General features: G+C 61.4%; 25 protein-coding genes. 11 read left to right on the top strand and 14 right to left on the bottom strand.

What is annotated here, in order from left to right; genetic code table 11:
• Positions 1–29: 29 nt before the first annotated feature.
• The 4 genes from AC3WK8_RS12670 to AC3WK8_RS12655 form a co-directional block, all read right to left on the bottom strand.
• On the bottom strand, positions 30–245 hold the full coding sequence (locus AC3WK8_RS12670; protein WP_031320250.1) for a DUF1127 domain-containing protein: 216 nt from the start codon (positions 243–245) through the stop codon (positions 30–32).
• Between the two features lie 121 nt (positions 246–366).
• Positions 367–1,263 (bottom strand): hypothetical protein, encoded by an 897-nt coding sequence (locus tag AC3WK8_RS12665; protein ID WP_103324922.1) that lies wholly within the window; start codon positions 1,261–1,263, stop codon positions 367–369.
• Positions 1,260–3,038: a thiaminase II/PqqC family protein gene (locus AC3WK8_RS12660; RefSeq protein WP_178088011.1), complete on the bottom strand. Its 1,779-nt coding sequence runs from the start codon at positions 3,036–3,038 to the stop codon at positions 1,260–1,262. The genes AC3WK8_RS12665 and AC3WK8_RS12660 overlap by 4 nt, the downstream gene beginning before the upstream one ends.
• A 125-nt stretch (positions 3,039–3,163) precedes the next feature.
• Complete coding sequence (locus tag AC3WK8_RS12655) at positions 3,164–3,331, bottom strand: hypothetical protein (RefSeq protein WP_022640067.1); 168 nt, start codon at positions 3,329–3,331, stop codon at positions 3,164–3,166.
• A 109-nt stretch (positions 3,332–3,440) separates the two neighbouring features.
• On the opposite strand from AC3WK8_RS12655, the gene AC3WK8_RS12650 reads away from it, so the two are divergent.
• From AC3WK8_RS12650 to AC3WK8_RS12640, 3 genes are all read left to right on the top strand, one after another.
• The gene (locus AC3WK8_RS12650; RefSeq protein WP_146043259.1) at positions 3,441–3,689 is read left to right on the top strand and encodes a hypothetical protein; all 249 of its coding nucleotides are present in this window, start codon (positions 3,441–3,443) and stop codon (positions 3,687–3,689) included.
• Between the two features lie 2 nt (positions 3,690–3,691).
• Positions 3,692–4,261, top strand: a complete 570-nt coding sequence (locus AC3WK8_RS12645; protein ID WP_103324921.1) for a peroxiredoxin — start codon at positions 3,692–3,694, stop codon at positions 4,259–4,261.
• A gap of 91 nt (positions 4,262–4,352) precedes the next feature.
• Complete coding sequence (locus AC3WK8_RS12640) at positions 4,353–5,207, top strand: LysR substrate-binding domain-containing protein (RefSeq protein ID WP_103324920.1); 855 nt, start codon at positions 4,353–4,355, stop codon at positions 5,205–5,207.
• On the opposite strand, the gene AC3WK8_RS12635 is transcribed toward AC3WK8_RS12640, so the two are convergent.
• On the bottom strand, positions 5,197–5,946 hold the full coding sequence (locus AC3WK8_RS12635) for a sulfite exporter TauE/SafE family protein (protein ID WP_103324919.1): 750 nt from the start codon (positions 5,944–5,946) through the stop codon (positions 5,197–5,199). The genes AC3WK8_RS12640 and AC3WK8_RS12635 overlap by 11 nt on opposite strands.
• Before the next feature lie 105 nt (positions 5,947–6,051).
• Between AC3WK8_RS12635 and AC3WK8_RS12630 the strand changes: the two genes are divergently transcribed.
• The 3 genes from AC3WK8_RS12630 (at position 6,052) to AC3WK8_RS12620 (ending at position 8,171) form a co-directional block, all read left to right on the top strand.
• Positions 6,052–7,002: a LysR family transcriptional regulator gene (locus AC3WK8_RS12630; RefSeq protein WP_085596745.1), complete on the top strand. Its 951-nt coding sequence runs from the start codon at positions 6,052–6,054 to the stop codon at positions 7,000–7,002.
• 75 nt (positions 7,003–7,077) lie between these two features.
• The gene (locus AC3WK8_RS12625; protein WP_103324918.1) at positions 7,078–7,539 is read left to right on the top strand and encodes a MarR family winged helix-turn-helix transcriptional regulator; all 462 of its coding nucleotides are present in this window, start codon (positions 7,078–7,080) and stop codon (positions 7,537–7,539) included.
• Positions 7,540–7,751: 212 nt separating this feature from the next.
• Positions 7,752–8,171 (top strand): organic hydroperoxide resistance protein, encoded by a 420-nt coding sequence (locus AC3WK8_RS12620; protein WP_103324917.1) that lies wholly within the window; start codon positions 7,752–7,754, stop codon positions 8,169–8,171.
• 71 nt (positions 8,172–8,242) lie between these two features.
• Here AC3WK8_RS12620 and AC3WK8_RS12615 read toward each other — a convergent pair whose 3' ends face one another.
• Together AC3WK8_RS12615 and earP are read right to left on the bottom strand one after the other, a co-directional pair.
• Positions 8,243–8,815, bottom strand: a complete 573-nt coding sequence (locus AC3WK8_RS12615; protein ID WP_053133142.1) for an elongation factor P — start codon at positions 8,813–8,815, stop codon at positions 8,243–8,245.
• Positions 8,816–8,863: 48 nt separating this feature from the next.
• Positions 8,864–9,997 (bottom strand): elongation factor P maturation arginine rhamnosyltransferase EarP, encoded by a 1,134-nt coding sequence (gene earP / locus AC3WK8_RS12610; protein WP_103324916.1) that lies wholly within the window; start codon positions 9,995–9,997, stop codon positions 8,864–8,866.
• Positions 9,998–10,121: 124 nt separating this feature from the next.
• Between earP and AC3WK8_RS12605 the strand changes: the two genes are divergently transcribed.
• Together AC3WK8_RS12605 and AC3WK8_RS12600 are read left to right on the top strand one after the other, a co-directional pair.
• Positions 10,122–10,517 (top strand): hypothetical protein, encoded by a 396-nt coding sequence (locus tag AC3WK8_RS12605; protein WP_103324915.1) that lies wholly within the window; start codon positions 10,122–10,124, stop codon positions 10,515–10,517.
• A gap of 2 nt (positions 10,518–10,519) precedes the next feature.
• On the top strand, positions 10,520–11,002 hold the full coding sequence (locus AC3WK8_RS12600) for a GreA/GreB family elongation factor (protein WP_103324914.1): 483 nt from the start codon (positions 10,520–10,522) through the stop codon (positions 11,000–11,002).
• 12 nt (positions 11,003–11,014) lie between these two features.
• Here AC3WK8_RS12600 and cysB read toward each other — a convergent pair whose 3' ends face one another.
• The 5 genes from cysB to AC3WK8_RS12575 all read right to left on the bottom strand — a co-directional run bounded on the left by cysB (position 11,015) and on the right by AC3WK8_RS12575 (position 14,962).
• Positions 11,015–11,989: an HTH-type transcriptional regulator CysB gene (gene cysB, locus AC3WK8_RS12595; RefSeq protein ID WP_022640079.1), complete on the bottom strand. Its 975-nt coding sequence runs from the start codon at positions 11,987–11,989 to the stop codon at positions 11,015–11,017.
• Between the two features lie 111 nt (positions 11,990–12,100).
• Positions 12,101–12,601, bottom strand: a complete 501-nt coding sequence (locus tag AC3WK8_RS12590) for a universal stress protein (RefSeq protein WP_022640080.1) — start codon at positions 12,599–12,601, stop codon at positions 12,101–12,103.
• 84 nt (positions 12,602–12,685) lie between these two features.
• Positions 12,686–13,591, bottom strand: a complete 906-nt coding sequence (locus AC3WK8_RS12585) for a 5'-nucleotidase (RefSeq protein WP_022640081.1) — start codon at positions 13,589–13,591, stop codon at positions 12,686–12,688.
• A gap of 31 nt (positions 13,592–13,622) precedes the next feature.
• Entirely contained in the window at positions 13,623–14,576 is a 954-nt protein-coding gene (locus tag AC3WK8_RS12580; protein WP_022640082.1) for a putative 2-dehydropantoate 2-reductase, read from the bottom strand.
• Positions 14,576–14,962: a YbbN family protein gene (locus AC3WK8_RS12575; protein WP_085596751.1), complete on the bottom strand. Its 387-nt coding sequence runs from the start codon at positions 14,960–14,962 to the stop codon at positions 14,576–14,578. The genes AC3WK8_RS12580 and AC3WK8_RS12575 overlap by 1 nt, the downstream gene beginning before the upstream one ends.
• On the opposite strand from AC3WK8_RS12575, the gene AC3WK8_RS12570 reads away from it, so the two are divergent.
• Entirely contained in the window at positions 14,961–15,395 is a 435-nt protein-coding gene (locus AC3WK8_RS12570) for a PilZ domain-containing protein (protein ID WP_103324913.1), read from the top strand. The two genes, AC3WK8_RS12575 and AC3WK8_RS12570, sit on opposite strands and share 2 nt — an antisense overlap.
• A 142-nt stretch (positions 15,396–15,537) precedes the next feature.
• Positions 15,538–16,614, top strand: a complete 1,077-nt coding sequence (locus AC3WK8_RS12565; RefSeq protein ID WP_022640085.1) for a 3-deoxy-7-phosphoheptulonate synthase — start codon at positions 15,538–15,540, stop codon at positions 16,612–16,614.
• Between the two features lie 57 nt (positions 16,615–16,671).
• Here the strand turns inward: AC3WK8_RS12565 and AC3WK8_RS12560 are convergent, their stop codons facing one another.
• Complete coding sequence (locus AC3WK8_RS12560; RefSeq protein ID WP_022640086.1) at positions 16,672–16,953, bottom strand: GNAT family N-acetyltransferase; 282 nt, start codon at positions 16,951–16,953, stop codon at positions 16,672–16,674.
• 632 nt (positions 16,954–17,585) lie between these two features.
• Here AC3WK8_RS12560 and oprI point away from each other — a divergent pair.
• A complete protein-coding gene (gene oprI / locus AC3WK8_RS12555) occupies positions 17,586–17,837 on the top strand; it encodes an outer membrane lipoprotei OprI (RefSeq protein ID WP_003448337.1) in 252 nt (83 codons plus the stop codon).
• A gap of 126 nt (positions 17,838–17,963) precedes the next feature.
• Here oprI and AC3WK8_RS12550 read toward each other — a convergent pair whose 3' ends face one another.
• Positions 17,964–18,938, bottom strand: coding sequence for a L,D-transpeptidase family protein (locus AC3WK8_RS12550; RefSeq protein ID WP_085596753.1), 975 nt, complete (start codon positions 18,936–18,938; stop codon positions 17,964–17,966).
• Positions 18,939–19,024: the final 86 nt, after the last annotated feature.

Here is a 19,024-nt window from a genome sequence, read left to right as displayed (position 1 = left end):
ACGCCGTTGGCCAGCGAACCGGCGGGCACTCATTTCAACAACGGATCGTCCCAGAACGGCCGCGCCCGTTCGTGCTCCACATCCGCCCGGGACAAGCCGATATCCTTGAGCGCCTCATCGTTCAAGCCCGCCAGCATCCGCCGCTCATGACTCAGGACGTACCAGCGCGCGACCTTGTGCCACAAGGCCGCGAGCGAGAAGCCGTGGAACGACTGGACCAACAGATAACCCTTTTGACCTTTCATCATCTTGTCCTCCTGTAGGATGACGACAGTGTCTGCCTGGGCGAATGATCAATCCAACGAATGTTTCTTATGTTCTACATCTCAGGATTTGATGAATCATCCTTGCCCATCCAACGCCATCTCAAATCCGGTAGTCTCCGGGCCAGCCGCCCAGAGGGTCCCGCCCGAAACCATCGAGACTGGCCGTCGCGGCCTCCTCCCATGCCAACAGGCTGTAGCCTCCCAGGTCGTCGGGCAGGTCCGCAGCCGAAGGCGCCAGCACTATGGACGGATGCAACTGCCCGAGGACGTCCTCCACGCGAGGCCGGGTCGTCGGCCGGCTGCCATCGACGGCCAGCACCGCCGCCCCAGGGGCCAGCGCTTCGACCAGCACGGTATGCCCGTGATTGCTGCAACTAACTGAAAGTCGGCCTTGCATGCGCTGCTTTTCGATCTGCCGCGCCGGCTCTTCAGCCGCCGCCAGGACCACCGCACAACAGCCCGTCGCCCCCATGATTCGCGCCTGCGGATAACGACTGCGCAAGCTGGCATAGGTGGACTGCTTGCCCGTGAGGACGATCAACCCGTCCCGCCCCTGGAACTGCCTGGCCAGGCTCGCCGAGGGCTGGTCGCTGACGCGCAGCAGCTCCTGCACCTGCAGCAGTCTCGCCAATTCGGCGATCACTGCGCTGGCCTGCGGATAACGGTCATCGCGTACCGACACCGTGGTAGCAATACCCATCAAGGCGAATGGCACGGCGCGGCGAATGGCATGCAGGCAAAAACCGTAGTAAGGCAACAGGCACAGGACCTCCTCGCCGTAGGCCTGGGCCTGCGCCTGGCCCAGGTCCTCCTTGGCGCGGATCAGCGCCCAGCGAAACAACGCCAGCAACTCGCTGTGCAGCACATCGCGCCACATCGCCAGCGACATGCGCGGCTCCGGCAGGCGCCTGGCCAGGGCGTCGAAGTCCTGCTCCTCGAACAGCAGCTCATGCAGGCGCGCCAGGGGCTGCACCGTCTGGAAGTAGGGCCGGTTCATCTTGCACTCCAGGCCTGGCGCTGCAGGACCGAATCCTTGCCGGTGCAGTAATGGGCGCGAATGCCATCCAGGAAACTCCAGGCCAGCGACGGCAGGATCGCCGCCCGCGCCACGGAATCGCGACTCACCTCGCCCCGTGCCAGCAGGTACTGGATATTGCGCGAGGGTCGCAAGTCATGGCCCAGTTCATCATCCAGCTCATCGTGGGCCGCCATGGCCCCCAGCAGCGCGGCGCAACGGGGATTGTTGGCCGAAACCCGGGAATAGAACTTCATGTGGCGATCATCGCCGCGGCATTCGCTCAGGCTTTTTTGCAGGTAGGTCGAACCGATCAGGTAGCCCTTCCAGTCATGGCGCGCCAGGTCGCTGAGGTAACCGACGAAGGCCGCGGTGGTGGGCAGCGGCCGCATCGCCGTAGGCTGCCGGACTCCCAGCTCCCGTAGGCGAGGCTTGAGAATGTCGCAATGGGTCAGCTCGTCCTGCAGGTGCTGCAACAGGTTTTCGCGGATCCGCGCATCCTGGCAGGCAGCAATCGCCGGGCTGACATGGCGGGTGGCCGAGGCCAGGTAATGGAAATTCTCCAGCATGTAGCCAATCACCAGTTCGTCGCTGCACCCCTGGGTCATCTGCTGCCATAAAGGATGGCCGTCCACCGACACCAGCCAATCCGTGGTCATCCGTTCGATGGCCGCGACGCTGTCGGCGCCGACACCCTGGCTGTCGACCAGTTGCTCGTGGATCTGCCCCAGCAGCAGGCAGAACGGCGCGCCGCTGGCGGCCAGTTGTGGCACCCGGTGCCCCAGGGCATAACAGGAAGCGACGATGATGTCCGAAGGGCTGTCATCACCAGAGCGTTCGCCGTTGACCAGGCTCATGACACTGGCCGGCCAAACCGGCAAGCCCTGGAAGATGCCCACCTCCAGCGGCGAATCGCAATCGCGCAGCGGTTGGTCCAGGCCATCCTCGGCGAGCACTTGCGCCGCCGTGACGATGGAACTGGCGCAGCCCTGCTCGAGGGCGGACAACCAGCGGTAGATCATCTCGCTCAGGCTGCACACCGTGTTCAGTACGCTGGCCACCACCGAGGCGGGATGACAGTCCTGGGTGCGGACCGCCTTCTTCCAGTTCTCGGAGTGCCCGTAGTCGAGGTCGGTGGCGAAGTGGCCCAGCACTTTGTTGGTGGCCATGGGGCTCAGCAGGTTATGGCCCACCAGCAGGTCGTGCCAGCCAATCACGGCTTCTTTCTCCACCGAGGAATGCTCCATGAAGCCGGAACAGGCGGCCGACACCAACTCGCCCATGGCCGCGATGTGCCGGGACAGGTGGATCCACTCCAGGGTCGCCGGCAAGGGCCTGGCCAGCCGCACCACGTCGTTCGAGCAACCGATGAGCTCCAGGGCCTCGTTGAAGAACCGCGCGTGATCCCATTCCTCCAGGGCATGCCTGGAGAGCATCAGGGTGATCGGTGACAAGCCGATACCCGGGCTGACGGCAGGGCACATCCGGGAAGCGGCGGCAGCCAGGTAATGCCGGGTTTCCAGGATGTAGGCATGCAACGCGGATTGATCACCCTCGCGGATCTTTCTCCAGATCGGATGGCCATATACGAACTCTTCGGCGGCGGTGTATTGCTCGCCGAGCAACAAGATGAATTCTTCCGCGCTGAAGTGACTGCCCAGTATCGATAAGTTGAGGCTCTGGGCCAGGCGCTCGGTAAAAGAGGCATTGTCGCTCAGCGTCGAGATCGGAGCTTCCAGGCTTCCCAATAACAGCACCGCATGATCGCCATGGGTACTTCGCGCTAAAAATGGAGGGCTACGCAATGGTTCAGATAGATCAACATGATTGTTCCGAGTAGTGATTTCCATTTCTGATCCGCCCTCCAAGACGTTAGCGTCGGTTACTCGACTATGGCTGCCCTAAGTTGCTTGGCAGCCTTCTCCGTACGCTCTACCAGGCCGACCAGGGCCTTGAGGTCTTCTGGCGCCAGCTTGCCGGCCTTGAGCTTGGCCTTGAGCTGGGTAAGTTCTGCATTAGTTGGTTCGGCATGTTCCGCTTTCGCGCTCATGAAAGGACCCTCCAAAGTTGGTCGCAATCCCAGTACAGACCATCTGTACATGGCACCCGCAACACTAGTAGCGGATATAGCTTTAGGCAAACTTGAAAAAAGATAAAACATGCCATTAATCGGCATTATCCCCAACCTGAAATTCTTATCGCCGCAGGCAATTAATAAAAATAAAACCATAGCCAACCACTGTATCGAAACTTGCTTATTTCCAGGCCTGATAATAACTATTGCCAAACTATCAACTTCGGATAGCCCCTCAACACGAGCGGAAACAAGCGATAGCACCTATAACAGTCTTGCAGCCGCCGGACGCTACGAGACCGGCAAGCGCAACCGGAGCACCAAGGAGCATTAACGATGAGAGACATGCTGAACGTGGATTGGTCGAGCATTCCCGCTCCCCAGGATGACGGCGCGGCCCGGCATCTGGCCGGCCGGTACCTGCCACGATTGTCGCTACCCTCGACCACCGGACAGGCAGTGGACCTGTCCGTGCTGCCAGGTCGGACGGTGCTGTATATCTATCCGCGTACCGGCCGGCCGGACCTGCCGCTGCTCGAAGGCTGGGACCAGACCCCCGGGGCCCGTGGCTGCACCCCGCAATCCTGTGCCTTTCGCGATCATGCCCAGGAGCTTGCAGCAGCGGGCGTAGCGCAATTGTTCGGCCTGTCGAGCCAGGACAGCGCCTACCAGCGCGAAGCCGTCGAACGCCTGCACCTGCCCTTCCCGCTGTTGTCCGATGCCGAGGAACACCTGGCCCGGGCCCTGGCCCTGCCACAGTTCGAGCTCAACGGCAGGCGTTTTCTCAAGCGCCTGACCCTGGTGATCGATGGCGGGCGGATCGAGCAAGTGTTCTACCCGGTGTTCCCCCCCGATCAGAATCCGCAACAAGTGCTGGCCTGGCTGTCGTCCCAAAACCGGGCATGAACCGCCAGCCCGGGGGATGACGGCACTGGTCCGTGGGGAATAAGATCAGCCGCAAGAATGCTTCCCGCGTATCCATCTCAGGGTTTGATGAATGTCCCAGTTCCCCAGCATCGATACCGAAGTGCTGCGCACCTTCGTCGCCATCGCCGATGAAGGTGGTTTCACCCGGGCCGGCGAGCGGGTCAACCGTACTCAGTCAGCGGTGAGCATGCAGATGAAACGGCTGGAGGAGGACGTGCTGCAACGCCAGCTGTTCCAGCGTGACGGCCGCCAGGTCAAGCTCACCGCCGAAGGCCAGGTGCTGCTGGGGTATGCCCGGCGCATCCTCAAGCTGCACAGCGAGGTGTTCAATACCCTGCGCGAGCCGCATATGGTGGGCCTGGTGCGCATCGGCACTCCGGATGACTACGTGATGCGCTTCCTGCCGGGCATCCTGTCGCGATTCGCCCAGAGTTACCCGTTGATCCAGATCGAGGTGCATTGCGAATCGTCCAAGCAACTGTTGCAGCACCAGGACCTGGACCTGTCCATCGTCACTCGCGAGCCGGGCAACGAAATCGGCCAGTTGCTGCGCAAGGAGCGTTTCGTCTGGGCCGCGGCCGAGTGCTTCGAGCCCCCGGGGCAAACACCGCTACCCCTGGCGATGTTCAACAGCGACTGCTTCTGCCGGCTGTGGGCCTGCAACGCCCTGGATGCCAGCGGCCTCGACTACCGCATCGCCTACAACAGCTCCAGCCTGTCGGCGATCATGGCGGTGGTCAGCGCGGGGCTGGCGGTCACTGCCCAACTGGAGAGCTTGATCACACCTGACTTGCGCATCCTGGGAGAGGCCGAAGGCCTGCCGTTGCTACCGGAGGCCAGCATCATGCTGGTACGCAACCTCAACCAGCCATCGCCGATCACCGAATGCCTGGCCGAGCATATCGTCGAGGGTTTCAAGTCCTGAGTCCCAGCATCACTGCGCACATCACCAGGAAGGCGCAGAACAATGCGCGCAGCAGGCGCTCGGGCAAGGCATGGGCGACCTTCACGCCCCAACTGATGCTCAGCAAGCCACCGGCCGCCAAGGGCAGGCCCACCAGCCAGTTCACCTGGTGATGCAGACCATAGGTCACCAGGGTCACCCCGGTGCTGGGCAGGGCCAGGGCCAGGGCCAAGCCTTGGGCCACCACCTGGGAGGTGCCGAAGACACTGGTCAGCACCGGGGTGGCCACTACCGCGCTGCCGACCCCGAACAGCCCGCCGAGCGCCCCGGAAGCCGCTCCCAGCGCTCCCAACCAAGGCCAGGAATAGCGCATCGAGGAAGCTGTCGCGGGAACATTGCCGAACAGCCGCAACAGGTTGTAGCCGGACAGGGCCAGGAGGAAAACCACGAAGATGGTGCGCATTTTCTGTGGGTCGATACCCACCGCCCAGATCGAACCGAGCCAGGCGAAGCTGAAGCCCATCAGCGCCAGGGGCAAGGCATGCCGGGCCTCGATACGGTTGTGCTGGTGATAACGCCACAGCGCCAGCATCACGTTCGGCACCACCATCACCAGCGCCGTGCCCTGGGCCAGTTGCTGGTCCAGACCGAACCACACCCCCAGCACAGGGATGGCGATCAACCCGCCACCGATGCCGAACAGGCCCCCGACCGTCCCCAGGGCCGCGCCCAATAGCAGATACATCACTAAATCGATCAAGACCGCTCTCCTCACTCGAGGCTTGCATGCTACGCAGTCACCGCTGGTACGGAAACGCACAGCAACGCACAATGGCTTTGCTGTTTTCGCATAGGCGAGCTGACCATGAATCCCAATACCCTTACTGAACAACTGGGGCTGTTTCTCGATGTACTGGAAGCCGGCAGCTTCTCCGCCGCCGCCCGCCGCCATCCCCTGACCCCTTCGGCAGTGGCCCGGCGTATCGACGGCCTGGAAAAAGCCGTGGGCACCACGCTGTTCATGCGTACCACCCATGCCGTAGTAGCCACCGCGGCCGGCCTGGCATTCGCCGAGCGGGCCCGGCGCATCGTCGCCGAACTGCAACTGGCCAGGGCCGAGGCAGTGTCCTTGAGCCATGCGCCGGAGGGGCTGATCCGCATCGATGCTCCTGCCGCCTTCGGCCGCCGCCACCTGGCCCCGGCCATCGCGGATTTCCTGATGCTGTACCCGGGCCTGGACGTGCAACTGCACTTGATCGACAGCTTCGTCGACATGCAAGGCTCGCATCTGGGCAAGGTCGACCTGGTACTGCGGGCCGGACAGCAGGTGGACACGCGCATGGTGGCCACGACCCTGGCCAGCATCGTGCGGATCGCCTGTGCCAGCCCAGCCTACTTGAAGAGCCGCGGCACCCCGGTCCACCCGGCCGAACTCGACCAGCATGATGGCCTGGACTGGGACGGCCTGGCTCCGTTGTTCGCCTGGCGCTTCGAGCTCGACGGCCAACTGCAGACTCATCGTCCGCGGCGGATCCGTTTCAGTGCCAACAACGCCGAGGCCCTGCTGTCCGGGGCCTTGGCCGGCCTGGGCATCGCCCACCTGCCGACCTGGCTGGCCAGCGAATATCTGCTGCGCGGGGAGCTGGTGCCGCTGTTCTGCAACGGCGGTTTGCCCAAGCCGGAAACCGCCGGCATCTATGCCTTGCGCATGGAGCAGCATCCCAATGCCCGCAGCCGTCTGCTGCTGGAGTACCTCAAGAGCCGGTTCAGCCCTATTCCGCCATGGGACCTGGCCCTGCAGAGCACCATGGGCTGAGCCCTGGCGAAATTCATCTGGCGCATTAAAGATTCGCCCGCTAGATTCAGGACCATCAATGATCAAGGCTTCGACATGACCACCGAACGCACCACCTCGCCCGCCTGCGATCCACTGCTGTTGGACAACCAGTTGTGCTTCGCCCTGCATTCCACCTCTTTGCTGATGACCAAGGTCTACAAACCGCTATTGCAGCGCCTGGGGCTGACTTATCCACAATACCTGGCGATGCTGGTGCTCTGGGAGCGGGATGGGCTGACTGTCGGCGAAATCAGCCAGCGCCTGCTCACCGACCCCGGCTCCCTGACCCCACTGCTCAAGCGCCTGGAGGCCGAGGGCCTGCTCAGCCGTACGCGAAGCCGTGAAGACGAACGGGTGGTGATCCTCCAACTGACCGAACAGGGCCGTGCCCTGCAAGCCCAGGCCCAGGCAATACCACAATGCATCCTCGGCGCCAGCGGCCAGACGGTGGCGCAACTGCGCCAGTTGCAGGAAGACCTGCTGGCCCTGCGCCGTAATCTGCAAGAAAGCCTCTAGCCCTCCGCAGAGCCTACCGGCCCCGCCTAGGGGCTGGTCCTTCGTCAAAAAATATTTTCGTTACTAATCAATCGGTTAGCCATTAAAAGCGCCCTATGGACGGTTTTACACGAAAATTTATCTTGTGCACTAAATATTAGCGCAATATATTTTCCCCAGATTACTTAGCGCACCAATAATTAGCACCTACAAACCAGAACGAGGCTTTCACCATGCAGACTCTCTATACCGCAGTTGCAACCGCCACCGGTGGCCGTGACGGTCGTGCCGTTTCCAGCGACAACATCCTCGACGTCAAGTTGGCCACTCCCAAGGAGCTGGGCGGTGCGGGTGGACAGGCAACCAATCCGGAGCAGCTGTTCGCCGCCGGCTACTCGGCGTGCTTCATCGGCGCCTTGAAGTTCGTGGCCAGCCAGAGCAAGCGCAAGATTCCAGACAACGCCTCGATCACCGCCCATGTCGGCATCGGCCAGATCCCCGGCGGCTTCGGCCTGGACATCGACCTGCACGTCAACCTGCCCGGCCTGGCCCGGGACGAGGCACAAAGCCTGGTAGATGCCGCTCACCAGGTCTGCCCCTACTCCAACGCCACCCGCGGCAATGTCGAGGTTCGCCTGCACGTAAGCGTCTGAAACGACGAATTGCAGGCACAAAAAAGCCCGACTCAAGGTCGGGCTTTTTCATCTACAAGAACGGGCCAGGTTTAAACCTTGGCACGGCCTTTGTAAGAACCGCCTTCGCGGGTATCGATCTCGATCCAGTCGCCGATCTCGATGAAGTCGGCAACGCTCAGCTCTGTGCCGTTCTTCAGTTTGGCAGGCTTCATCACCTTGCCCGAAGTGTCGCCGCGAGCGGAACCTTCGGTGTAGTCGATCTGGCGCACGATGGTGGTCGGCAGGTCAACGGAAACCAGGCGGCCTTCGAAGAACACGGCTTCGCAGACGTCGGTCATGCCTTCTTCGATGAACGGCAGAACGGCTTCGATGTCCTCGGAGTTCAGCTCGTACATGGTGTAGTCGGTGGTGTCCATGAAGGTGTAGGAGTCACCGCTGATGAACGACAGGGTCGCTTCTTTGCGATCCAGGATCACGTCGTCCAGTTTGTCGTCCGCACCGTAAACGGTTTCGGTCTTGTAACCGGTCAGCAGGTTCTTCAGCTTGGTCTTCATGATCGCGCTGTTACGACCGGACTTGGTGAATTCAGCTTTCTGAACCAGCCAAGGATCGTTGTCGATACGGATCACGGTACCGGGTTTGAGTTCTTTACCAGTTTTCATTGCGAATATCCGAATTTGGATGGGATTTACAAAAATCTAGGCCGCGTATCATATCCAATTTAGGTAAAACTGCACCAGCGCCGCAGCAAGATCGGCCTGCAAGCCCTGTTCCAGACACCATTGTTCGGCATGCGCGGCGATTTCCGGCCAGTGTCGCAGCAGTTTTTCCCAGGGATCGGCCATCTGCCCCTCGGTGTTCCAGGCCCGCCACAGGGCCAGCACCGCCGCCCCGGCCTCGGCTGACAGCCCCCGGGTGTAGAGCGCAAGGAACGCCTCGAGCTTGTCCAGGTGGATGTCTTCGTCCTGGCGATAGATGTGCCAGAGCATCGGCCGCCCCGCCCATTGCGCCCGCACGAAAGAGTCTTCGCCCCGTACTGCGTTGAAATCGCAGCACCACAGCAGGTGGTCATAATCTTCCTGGCGGATAAAAGGCAGCACTTGGAGCGTCAGCGATTGCCGGGCCAGCACGCTGCCCACGGCCAAGGAGTCGACGCCCAGCCAGCGTTGCACATCACCGAGGATGCGCCCTTCGGGCACCAATAAATGGGTGGGGCGCCGATCGGCGGCCAGGGCATCCAGCCAGCCGGCCAGGCCGGCATTTTCATAGGCGAACAGCGACATCAACCGGGCATCGCTGGCTGGCACCACCCCAAGCTGGCGAAGGAATGCCGCCTGGGCCTCGAGGTCAGCCTGGAACGCCCGGCGTCGCGCCAGCAGGCCGTTCTCGCGCAGCAGCCCGCCGGTCTGCGCCTGGAATCCCGGGAAGAAGAAGTACTTCTGCACGCCACGAAACTTCACCGAGGGCAGCCCGTGGCAGCCCCCGACCCAGTCCTCGGCGCTCAGGTAATCCAGGTTCAACCACAAGGGCGTCCGTTCACGATCGGCCATGGCTTCCATATAGGCGTGGGGCAACTGGCAGGCGAACGCAGCGATCACCACATCGGCCGCGACTTCACCTGGCCACTGGGCCGGCCAATGCCGGACCTCGACCCCGTCCTGCTGCTGGCGGTCCTTGTCCATGTCGATCTCCGGACAGATCCGCTCGAAGGCGCGCAGGTCATCGACCCACAAGCGCACGGCACAACCATGTTCGGCCACCAACTGCCGGGCCAGACGCCAGGTCACGCCGATATCCCCGTAGTTGTCGACCACGCTGCAAAAAATGTCCCAGGAGGCTTTCATTCCTGTCCCCGATTGGCAAAGGCGCCGATTGTCCGCATAAATGCCCCTGCGCAGAAGAGCCGACCTCGATTAATCTTCGTGCGACAATCAGCTCTCGTTCAACCTTGCCCGCCAGGAGGCAACCATGTCGCACCGTCCGCCCGCCCGCCGCCCATTGCGCATCGGCTTCAATGCCCTGGCGCTCAGCGCCAGTATCGCCCTGGGCCTGTGGCTGGGGTTCCTGGCGATCGCCCTGACCTGCTGGCTGGCCTCGCACTTTCTGTTCAGCCAGCAACTGGCGCCGGTGGCCCAGGCCGTGCAACAGCTGGGCAAACCCGCCGTGGCCGCCCCCGAACAGCCCAACCGCCTGTTCGAGCAATACCAGGAAAACCTGCGCAAGAACGAGGAACTGCAATCCCTGGAGAACGCCCGTAGCAACCCGCGCAACCTGTCCAACCCCAAGTGCCAGTTCTGGCTGCAGCAGGACCAGACCGCGCCGAGCGACAAGAGCCGGGCCAACGTCCTGCAGTTCTGTAATTGACCATGAATAAACAGTCCGTCTACCAACTGATTTTGCAACAGCTCCAGGACGATCTGCTGATCGCCCTGCGAGCGGCGCAAACCGCCTACGAAACCGCAACCCACGAAGAGAGCGTCGCCGAGAACAAGTACGACACCCTGGGGCTTGAAGCCGCGTACCTGGCCGCCGGTCAATCCAGGCGGGTCGAGGAAATCCGCCAGGCCCTGGGGCTCTGGCAGAACCTGGTCTTGCGCCCCGGCGATGCGCAATCGAGCATCCAGGTCGGGAGCCTGCTGGGCCTGGAAGATGAGCGCGGGCGCGAACAGTGGCTGTTCCTCGGGCCCGACGCAGCGGGGCTGAAGGTCCAGGTGGTCGGCCAGATGGTGACGGTGATCACTCCACGCTCGCCCATGGGCCAGGGCCTGCTTGGCAAGTTCGAGGGTGATGAAGTGGAAATCGTGGTGGCCGGCTCTCGGCAACAGTTCACTGTCACCGAGGTGCGCTAGGCCGGCGGGAAATCAGTGGACCGGTAGCTCGACGCCGTCGAACAGCTCTTCCAGTTCTTGCTTGTTATGGCACTGGATGGCCTTGGCCATGACTTCGCGGGTCAGGTGGGGGGCGAACTTCTCGATGAAGTCGCACATGAAGCCCCGCAGGAAGGTACCGCGACGGAAACCGATCTTGGTGATGCTCGACTCGAACAGCTCGCTGGCATCCAGTACCACCAGGTCGCTATCGAGCTTGGTATCCACGGCCATCTTGGCCACGATGCCCACGCCCAGGCCCAGGCGCACATAAGTCTTGATCACGTCGGCGTCGGCGGCGGTGAATACCACCTTGGGCGTCAGGCCGCGATGGCTGAAGGCTTCGTCGAGCTTGGAGCGGCCAGTGAAGCCGAACACGTAGGTCACGATAGGGTATTCGGCCAGGGTCTCGAGGGTCAGCTTCGGCAGCTTGGTCAACGGGTGGCCCTGGGGCACGACCACGCAGCGGTTCCAGCGGTAGCACGGCATCATCACCAGGTCGCCGAACAGCTCCAGCGCCTCGGTGGCGATGGCGAAGTCCACGGTACCGTCGGCAGCCATCTCGGCGATCTGCATGGGCGAGCCCTGGTGCATGTGCAGGGCCACATCCGGGTACTGCTTGATGAAGCTGCTGATCACCGGAGGCAGGGCATAACGCGCCTGGGTGTGGGTGGTAGCGATGGACAGGGTGCCCTTCTTTTCGTTGGAGAATTCCTGGGCGATCTGCTTGATGCTCTCGACCTTGCGCAGGATCTCGCCAGCGGTGTTGATGATTCGCTCGCCCGCCGGGGTCACGCGGGTCAGGTGCTTGCCGCTGCGGGCGAAGACCTCGACACCCAGTTCGTCCTCGAGCAGGCGGATCTGCTTGCTGATACCCGGTTGCGAGGTGTAGAGGCTTTGGGCAGTAGCGGAAACGTTGAGGTCGTGGTGCGCCACTTCCCAGATGTAGCGCAATTGTTGAAGCTTCATATCAATCCCTCAAAGCAGGTAGGCGCCACGGGTATCAGCGACGGTATATAACTATATTAATGGTCAGGAGAATAAATCTAGAACTTTTCTTCAGAATTTTCCATTCCGTCCTCAGGCGTCGCCCTGGCGTCGCCGCTGCACCAGGGGGACCAGGTAAACCGGCACTTTGGCCAGTTGCAAGACCCGCGCGGCGGTGCGGCCCAACGGCGTTTGCGCCCCCACCCCATGGCTGTGACTTCCTACGATCAACAGATCCACCGAGAGTTTCGCCGTCTGCTCGAGTATCACCTGCGAGGGGTCTCCCTGCAGGACACGTACCGACTGGATCAGGGTCAGGTCCTGCATGCCCTCCCCCAGTTCTTCGCGAAAGCTGTCCAGCACCCGCTGCTCGATATTGGCCATCACCGTGTTCAGCCCCTGGCGATGGAACTCGTTCAGCGACTGCTCGTCCAGATAGCTCTGCAATACCGACTCGGCGAACAACCCCATGGGTTCGACGGCGTGCACCACGTGTAGGTCGGCATTGAACGTTCGAGCCAATTCCAGGGCGTGCTGCATCACATAGGGGGCGTACACACCGAGGTCCGTGGCATACAGCATCGAACGAATCATACGACCTCCTCAACTGCCAATCTGGCGGAGATTGATTCAGCTTAGCAGTGCCTGGAGGTGTGCGAGCCCCGGATTCCGGGGGGCTCAGGCCTTGGCTTGGTTACTGATGCCATGGGGCACGTGACCGGTGGCTACCACCTCTCGCGCCAGCTCGCAGTGACCGGCCTGGTCGTCGAAGAACACGTCGGCGGCGAAGGCTTCGAGGAAGGCGGCCTTTTCCAGGCCACCGAGAAAGAGCGACTCGTCGAGGCGGATGTTCCACTCGCGCAAAGTCCGGATCACCCGTTCGTGGGCCGGGGCCGAACGTGCAGTGACCAGTGCCGTGCGAATCGGGCAGGCATCGCCGGGGAACTCGCCCTGGAGCAGGTTGAGCGCCGCCAGGAATCCCTTGAACGGCCCACCTGGCAGAGGCTCGCGGGCCGACTGGCGCTCGCTGGCCTGGAACGCCTCCAGACCGCCGGACTGGTAGATGCGTTCCGACTCATCGGAAAACAATACCGCGTCACCATCGAAGGCAATACGCAGCTCGCCGTTCTCCGCCCTCCGGGTGCCACCGGAAAGAATGGTTGCCGCGGCAAAACCGGCCTCCAGCGCACTGCGCACATCCTCGGCATGGGTGGAAAGAAACAGGTCGCTGCCAAAGGCCGCCAGGTAAGGATAGGGGCTGCGCCCGCCAACGAAGGCAGCCCGGGAAATCCCCAGGCCATAATGCTGGATCGAGTTGAACACTCGCAGGCCCGTGTCGGCGCTGTTGCGTGATACCAGTACCACCTCGACTCGCGCCCGCCCCAGGCTGGCATTCAGGCTCAGGAGCTTCTTGACCAGGGGAAAGGCATCACCGGGTTCGAGGATCTCCTCCTCGTGCTCGATCTGGTATTGCCGGTAGGCCTCCACCCCCTGGGCCAGGTAGACCTTATGGCTGTCACTGAGGTCGAACAGTGCCCGCGAAGAGATCGCTACCACCAGCTTGCCGTCCAGTCCCTTTGCCATATTCGCTCCTAGTTGAGGTGATGGGCCGGCCTCAGGCCGGATGTCGATCGATGAAACCCAGGGCCTGGTACAACGCCCGGATCTTCGGCAGCTCGCAACCCGCTGCCTGCGCGGCAGCCAGCGGAGCAGCGTAGATGGCCCCGAGTTCCAGGGGGCGCCGCTGCAGGAAATCATGGTACATGCTGGGCCAATAGTCGGGCATGAGCTCGGTGGACTTGAACAACTGCTGGGCATAGGCCTCGGGAATGGCGTAGCCGCAGGCCGCAGCTCCCTGCAATACCTCTCGCATCAAATCCTGGATCAACTGCCGGCAGTCCGGGTCGGCCATCAGCGGCGTGGTACTCGCCCGCAGCAGCACCGACAAGCCGTTGTACGGCACGTTCCACACCAGCTTCTGCCAACGCGCCTGCTGCAGGTTGCCCATAGCCTGGGAATCGATCCCGGCTTCACGGAACAACCCGGCCCCCTCCTCGACGATCGCCTGGCGCAGCGCCGGGTCGCCGGCGGGACCGCTGTGATAGCCCAGGTTCACGGCGCCAAGGGCCTGATGCTCGATCTGCCCGGGGCCGGCACGATGGACACAGATGAAGCACAAGCCGCCCAATAGATGCAGCGAGTCGGGCAAAGCACCACGCAGTTGGTCTTCGACACCCAGGCCATTCTGCAACAACAGGACCCTGGCTCCCGGGGCGGCAGCCTGGATGATCGCCGGTGCCAGTTGCAGGTTGCTGGTGGTCTTGGCGCCCACCAGCAGCCAATCGCAAGGCGGCATCTGCTCGGCGCTGGCGTAGGCCTGCACTGGATCGAGGGTCAAGGTGCCATGTACCGCGCTGGTCAAGCGCAGCCCCTGTTCGACGACGGCCGAAAATTCACTGCGCAATAGAAAGTGCACGTCGAAACCGGCACGGGCCAGCAGCACCCCATAAAAACCGCCGATCGCCCCGGTCCCGATAATGCCCACACGCGGCTTGCGAACTGCATCCATCACGGCAACTCCTCTGGTAATCGTTCAAGCGCCTGATCCAGGCCCAGGGCAAGCTCTCCAGCCGTCAGCCGCGATTCTATGCCCCCATGAAACCGAGCATCGCGCACCACGAACAATGCTGGAAGGTGGAACACCTGGTAACGCTCCACCGCGCCGCCATTGTCACCGGCATCGATCCAGCACAGACGATCGACCGGCAAATCCAGCCTGGGTAACTGCTGCCGTGCCCAACGGCAGGCGGAACAGCCGGGGCTGGTGAAGATCACCAGGGAAACCCCCGATAGCCCCAGCAAGGTCTGGTCGACGTCGAAATCGGTCAGCTCCAATTGGGCCACTATACTTCGGGAAACAATGTCAGTTGGACGACACTCGGAGTCTGCGGTCATGGGACGGTTTCTGCCTCATCCTGATGATGTTCCGGTTGAATTGACCCTGCGCAAGCATGCCTGCATTTCGCGCCAGCGGCTGCACACTATCAGCCTCGGCGGCATGGCCTGCAATTACCATCGCGCCTGGCGTCGCGGCACCGCGCTTGAAGTGCACATGCCGACCCTGGGTGAGTATGCCCGCTATAACGGCTATGTGGCCTGGTGCCTGAAGCGCAAGCGTGGCTACCTGGTGGGCATCGCCTTCGTCGACGAACAGACGCTGTTCGGCGCACGCATGAGTGAACAGGTTTGCCAGATCGCTCGCTACTGTCGCCTGCACGAGCCCCAGAGCGAACAGCAATGTATCGAGGCACTGGCCCTGGACTGGGTCGAGCGCCACGCGCAGGATTATTCCGAGGACCGGGTACACCAGGCATTCATACAGCCATAGCCCCATAAAACCGCACCCTGCCCATTGTCGAGCCCCCGGGTAACGCGCTAAGGTTCGGCTCCCCGACGCGCCCAAATCCGCTGTGCTCCGCCGCTCTCGGGGATCGCTGGCGGCCGGCATCCGTGACCTGACGAGTAACACGATGGCTGATTTACCGATCAACGACCTTAACGTCGCCTCCAACGAGACCCTGATCACTCCCGATCAACTCAAGCGAGACATTCCGCTGAGCGACACCGCCTTGCGCACCGTGACCCGCGGTCGCGAAGTGATCCGCAACATCCTCGATGGCACTGATCACCGTCTGTTCATCGTCATCGGGCCTTGCTCGATCCACGATATCAAGGCGGCCCATGAGTACGCCGAACGACTCAAGGCCCTGGCCGCCGAAGTTTCCGACACTCTCTACCTGGTCATGCGGGTGTACTTCGAGAAACCTCGTACCACCGTTGGCTGGAAAGGCCTGATCAACGACCCCTACCTGGACGACTCGTTCAAGATCCAGGATGGCCTGCACATCGGCCGCCAGCTGTTGCTGGACCTGGCTGAAATGGGCCTGCCTACCGCCACCGAAGCCCTGGACCCGATCTCCCCGCAATATCTGCAGGACCTGATCAGCTGGTCGGCCATCGGCGCGCGCACCACCGAATCCCAGACCCACCGCGAGATGGCTTCCGGCCTGTCCTCGGCAGTAGGGTTCAAGAATGGCACCGATGGCGGCCTGACCGTCGCGATCAACGCCCTGCAATCGGTTTCCAGCCCTCACCGCTTCCTGGGGATCAACCCGGAGGGCGGCGTGTCCATCGTCACCACCAAGGGCAACGCCTACGGCCACGTGGTCCTGCGGGGCGGCAACGGCAAGCCGAACTACGATTCGGTCAGCGTCGCGGTCTGCGAACAGGCCTTGAACAAGGCCAAGGTCAAGCCGAACATCATGATCGACTGCAGCCACGCCAACTCCAACAAGGATCCGGCGCTGCAGCCACTGGTGATGGAAAACGTCGCCAACCAGATTCTCGAAGGCAACCAGTCGATCATCGGTTTGATGGTGGAGAGCCACCTGAACTGGGGCTGCCAGGCGATCCCCAAGGACCTGTCGGAGCTGCAATACGGCGTGTCGATCACCGATGCCTGCATCGATTGGGAAAGCACCGAGAAGACCTTGCGCAGCATGCATGCCAAGCTCAAGGATGTCCTGCCGCAACGCAAGCGCAGCTGATTTCGCCAGATACGAAAACGCCGGGCACAAGCCCGGCGTTTTTCATTATCACCCTGTTCAGAGCTTTGCCGCGTGGCGCTGGTGGCGCTCCATATAGCGCTCCACATACGAGCAGGATGGGATCACTGTGTAGCCCATGCGGTCGGCGTACTCCAGGGCCTGCTCGGTCAGCGCCGCAGCGATGCCACGCCCCCGCAGGGCGTTGGGCACGAAGGTGCGGTAGATATCCAGGGTCTGCTTACCCAGGTCCATATAGGTCAGGTAGGCACGATGACCGTCCACATTGGTCTCGAACTGATGACCAACCTGGTCATGGTGGATGGACAACGCCTCGCTCATCACTACTCCTTGCGGGTCTGGAATGCTGACCCCTACCTTACCGATGTTTTTCCGGCGAAGGAACAACTTACGCCACCTCGTGCCTGTCAGGCGCCGAGTAGAATCTTGCACCAAGAGAGCACGTTACAAAATATTAGGCGCCCTTGGCATGAATGCTCAAGCCATACCCGTCACAGACCAGAAAAAAGGACCTGATGGCCGTTTGCCATCCCCGCCTGGCTCTGATTCAAGATACCTGGCAGTGACACATCGCCGGATGCTGAAACTTAAGACGAAGCAGCGCTCTTAAAGTCACCGCCCGTACACATAAAGAGCTTGATCGAGATCTGCACAAAAGTGTCATCGACACAATATAGACCGACTTTAGTCTAGCGCCCGAAACTGCGCCTGGAAAAATTTCGGGATCAATGCTGGCAAACAAGCAGCACTCATGCCCTGCAAGGCCTCTGCGTTGAATATTTTTTATACAGGCGGTTTGTGGAGTTGATCGAAAAAGATTCACCACCTAGAATTTTTTTTGCTTCTTGCGCTACGTCAGTTTACTTACTACAAGTAATGGGTAGTATGTACGCCGGCTATTTCCTCGTTTTGAGGTGATAGCCACTAATAGAAAGTCCTTGAAGGGGAACACGATGAACAACGTTCTGAAATTCTCTGCTCTGGCTCTGGCCGCAGTTCTGGCTACCGGTTGCAGCAGCGTATCCAAAGAAACCGAAGCTCGTCTGACTGCTACTGAAGACGCAGCAGCTCGTGCTCAGGCTCGTGCAGACGAAGCCTATCGTAAAGCTGATGAAGCTCTGGCTGCTGCTCAAAAAGCACAACAGACTGCTGACGAAGCTAACGAGCGCGCTCTGCGTATGCTGGAAAAAGCTAGCCGCAAGTAATAGTCCCTCGGGATTGTTATCGAGCCGATCCAATTTTTTGGGTCGGCTTTTTTATTGCCTGGCTTTTGCCTCGGCAATAAAAAACCCGCCGCAGCCAACAGGCCGCGGCGGGTTCTCTTGAGCCGCTTACTGCGGCATTTCAAAAGGTGTGCTGGACAACGATGTCGCGGGAGCAGTCGTTGGCAAGGCAATCTCTACCGGCAAGCCATCTTCGGCCGCCACTACATCGCGTACCACATCCCAGTTCATACGCAGGTTGTTAGCCAGGTCTTCGCGTTTGAGCAAGGCGTTGATTACCGCAGTGTGCTTGTCGACCACCGAAGGATTGCCTTTATCATCCAATGGCGTATGAGCCTCAAGATAGACTTTGCCGGCACTGATACCGAACTTATAGGGTTCATTGATGATACGCACGGAAGTTCCCACCGGGACCATACCGGCCATTTGCAATACGTTGTTGTTGAGCATGCGGAAACAACCATGGCTGGTGCGCATGCCAATCCCGAACTTCTTGTTCGAACCATGAATCAGGTAGCCGGGCGTGCCCAGGGTGAACTTGAACGGCCCCAGGGGGTTATCCGGCCCGGCCGGCACCACGCCAGGCAACGGATCGCCATCGGCAGCGTGCTCCGCCCTGATCGAGGCAGGCGGCGTCCAGGTCGGGTTCGGCGTCTTGGCGGTGATGCTGGTATGCGCGATCGGCGACCCCCAGCCTTCTCGACCGATCCCCAGCGGGAAGGTGTAGACCACGCTCTGCCCCTTTGGAAAGTAGTACAGCCGATACTCCGCCAGGTTGATCACGATACCTTCGCGCGGCCCCGGGGGCAGGATGAAGCGAGTGGGCAGGATCACCTCGGTGCCCGCACCCGGCAACCAGGGATCGACACCCGGGTTGGCCGCCACCATCTCCAGGTAACCCAGGTCGTTGGCCGTGCCCAGGTCGGCGAAGGTGTCTTCGTACTTGGCCTTGATCACCTGTACCTGGCCGACGATATCTTCGCCGGGAGGAGGCAGGGGGAATTCCAATGCGGCAACAGGGCCAGCCACACACAATGCGGCAAGTGACAGGCAACGGGTGAGGACAGGGAGGCGCGGCAACATCCGGATAATCCTTCGCATGTACAACCAATGAAAGAAACACGATTGTACACCCCGCCCCAAGACTCCGGGAGCCAGGCCGGGGGAGA

It is taken from the genome of Pseudomonas sp. FW507-12TSA, assembly GCF_058781435.1.
This window is presented reverse-complemented; position numbering and strand designations above follow the sequence as displayed.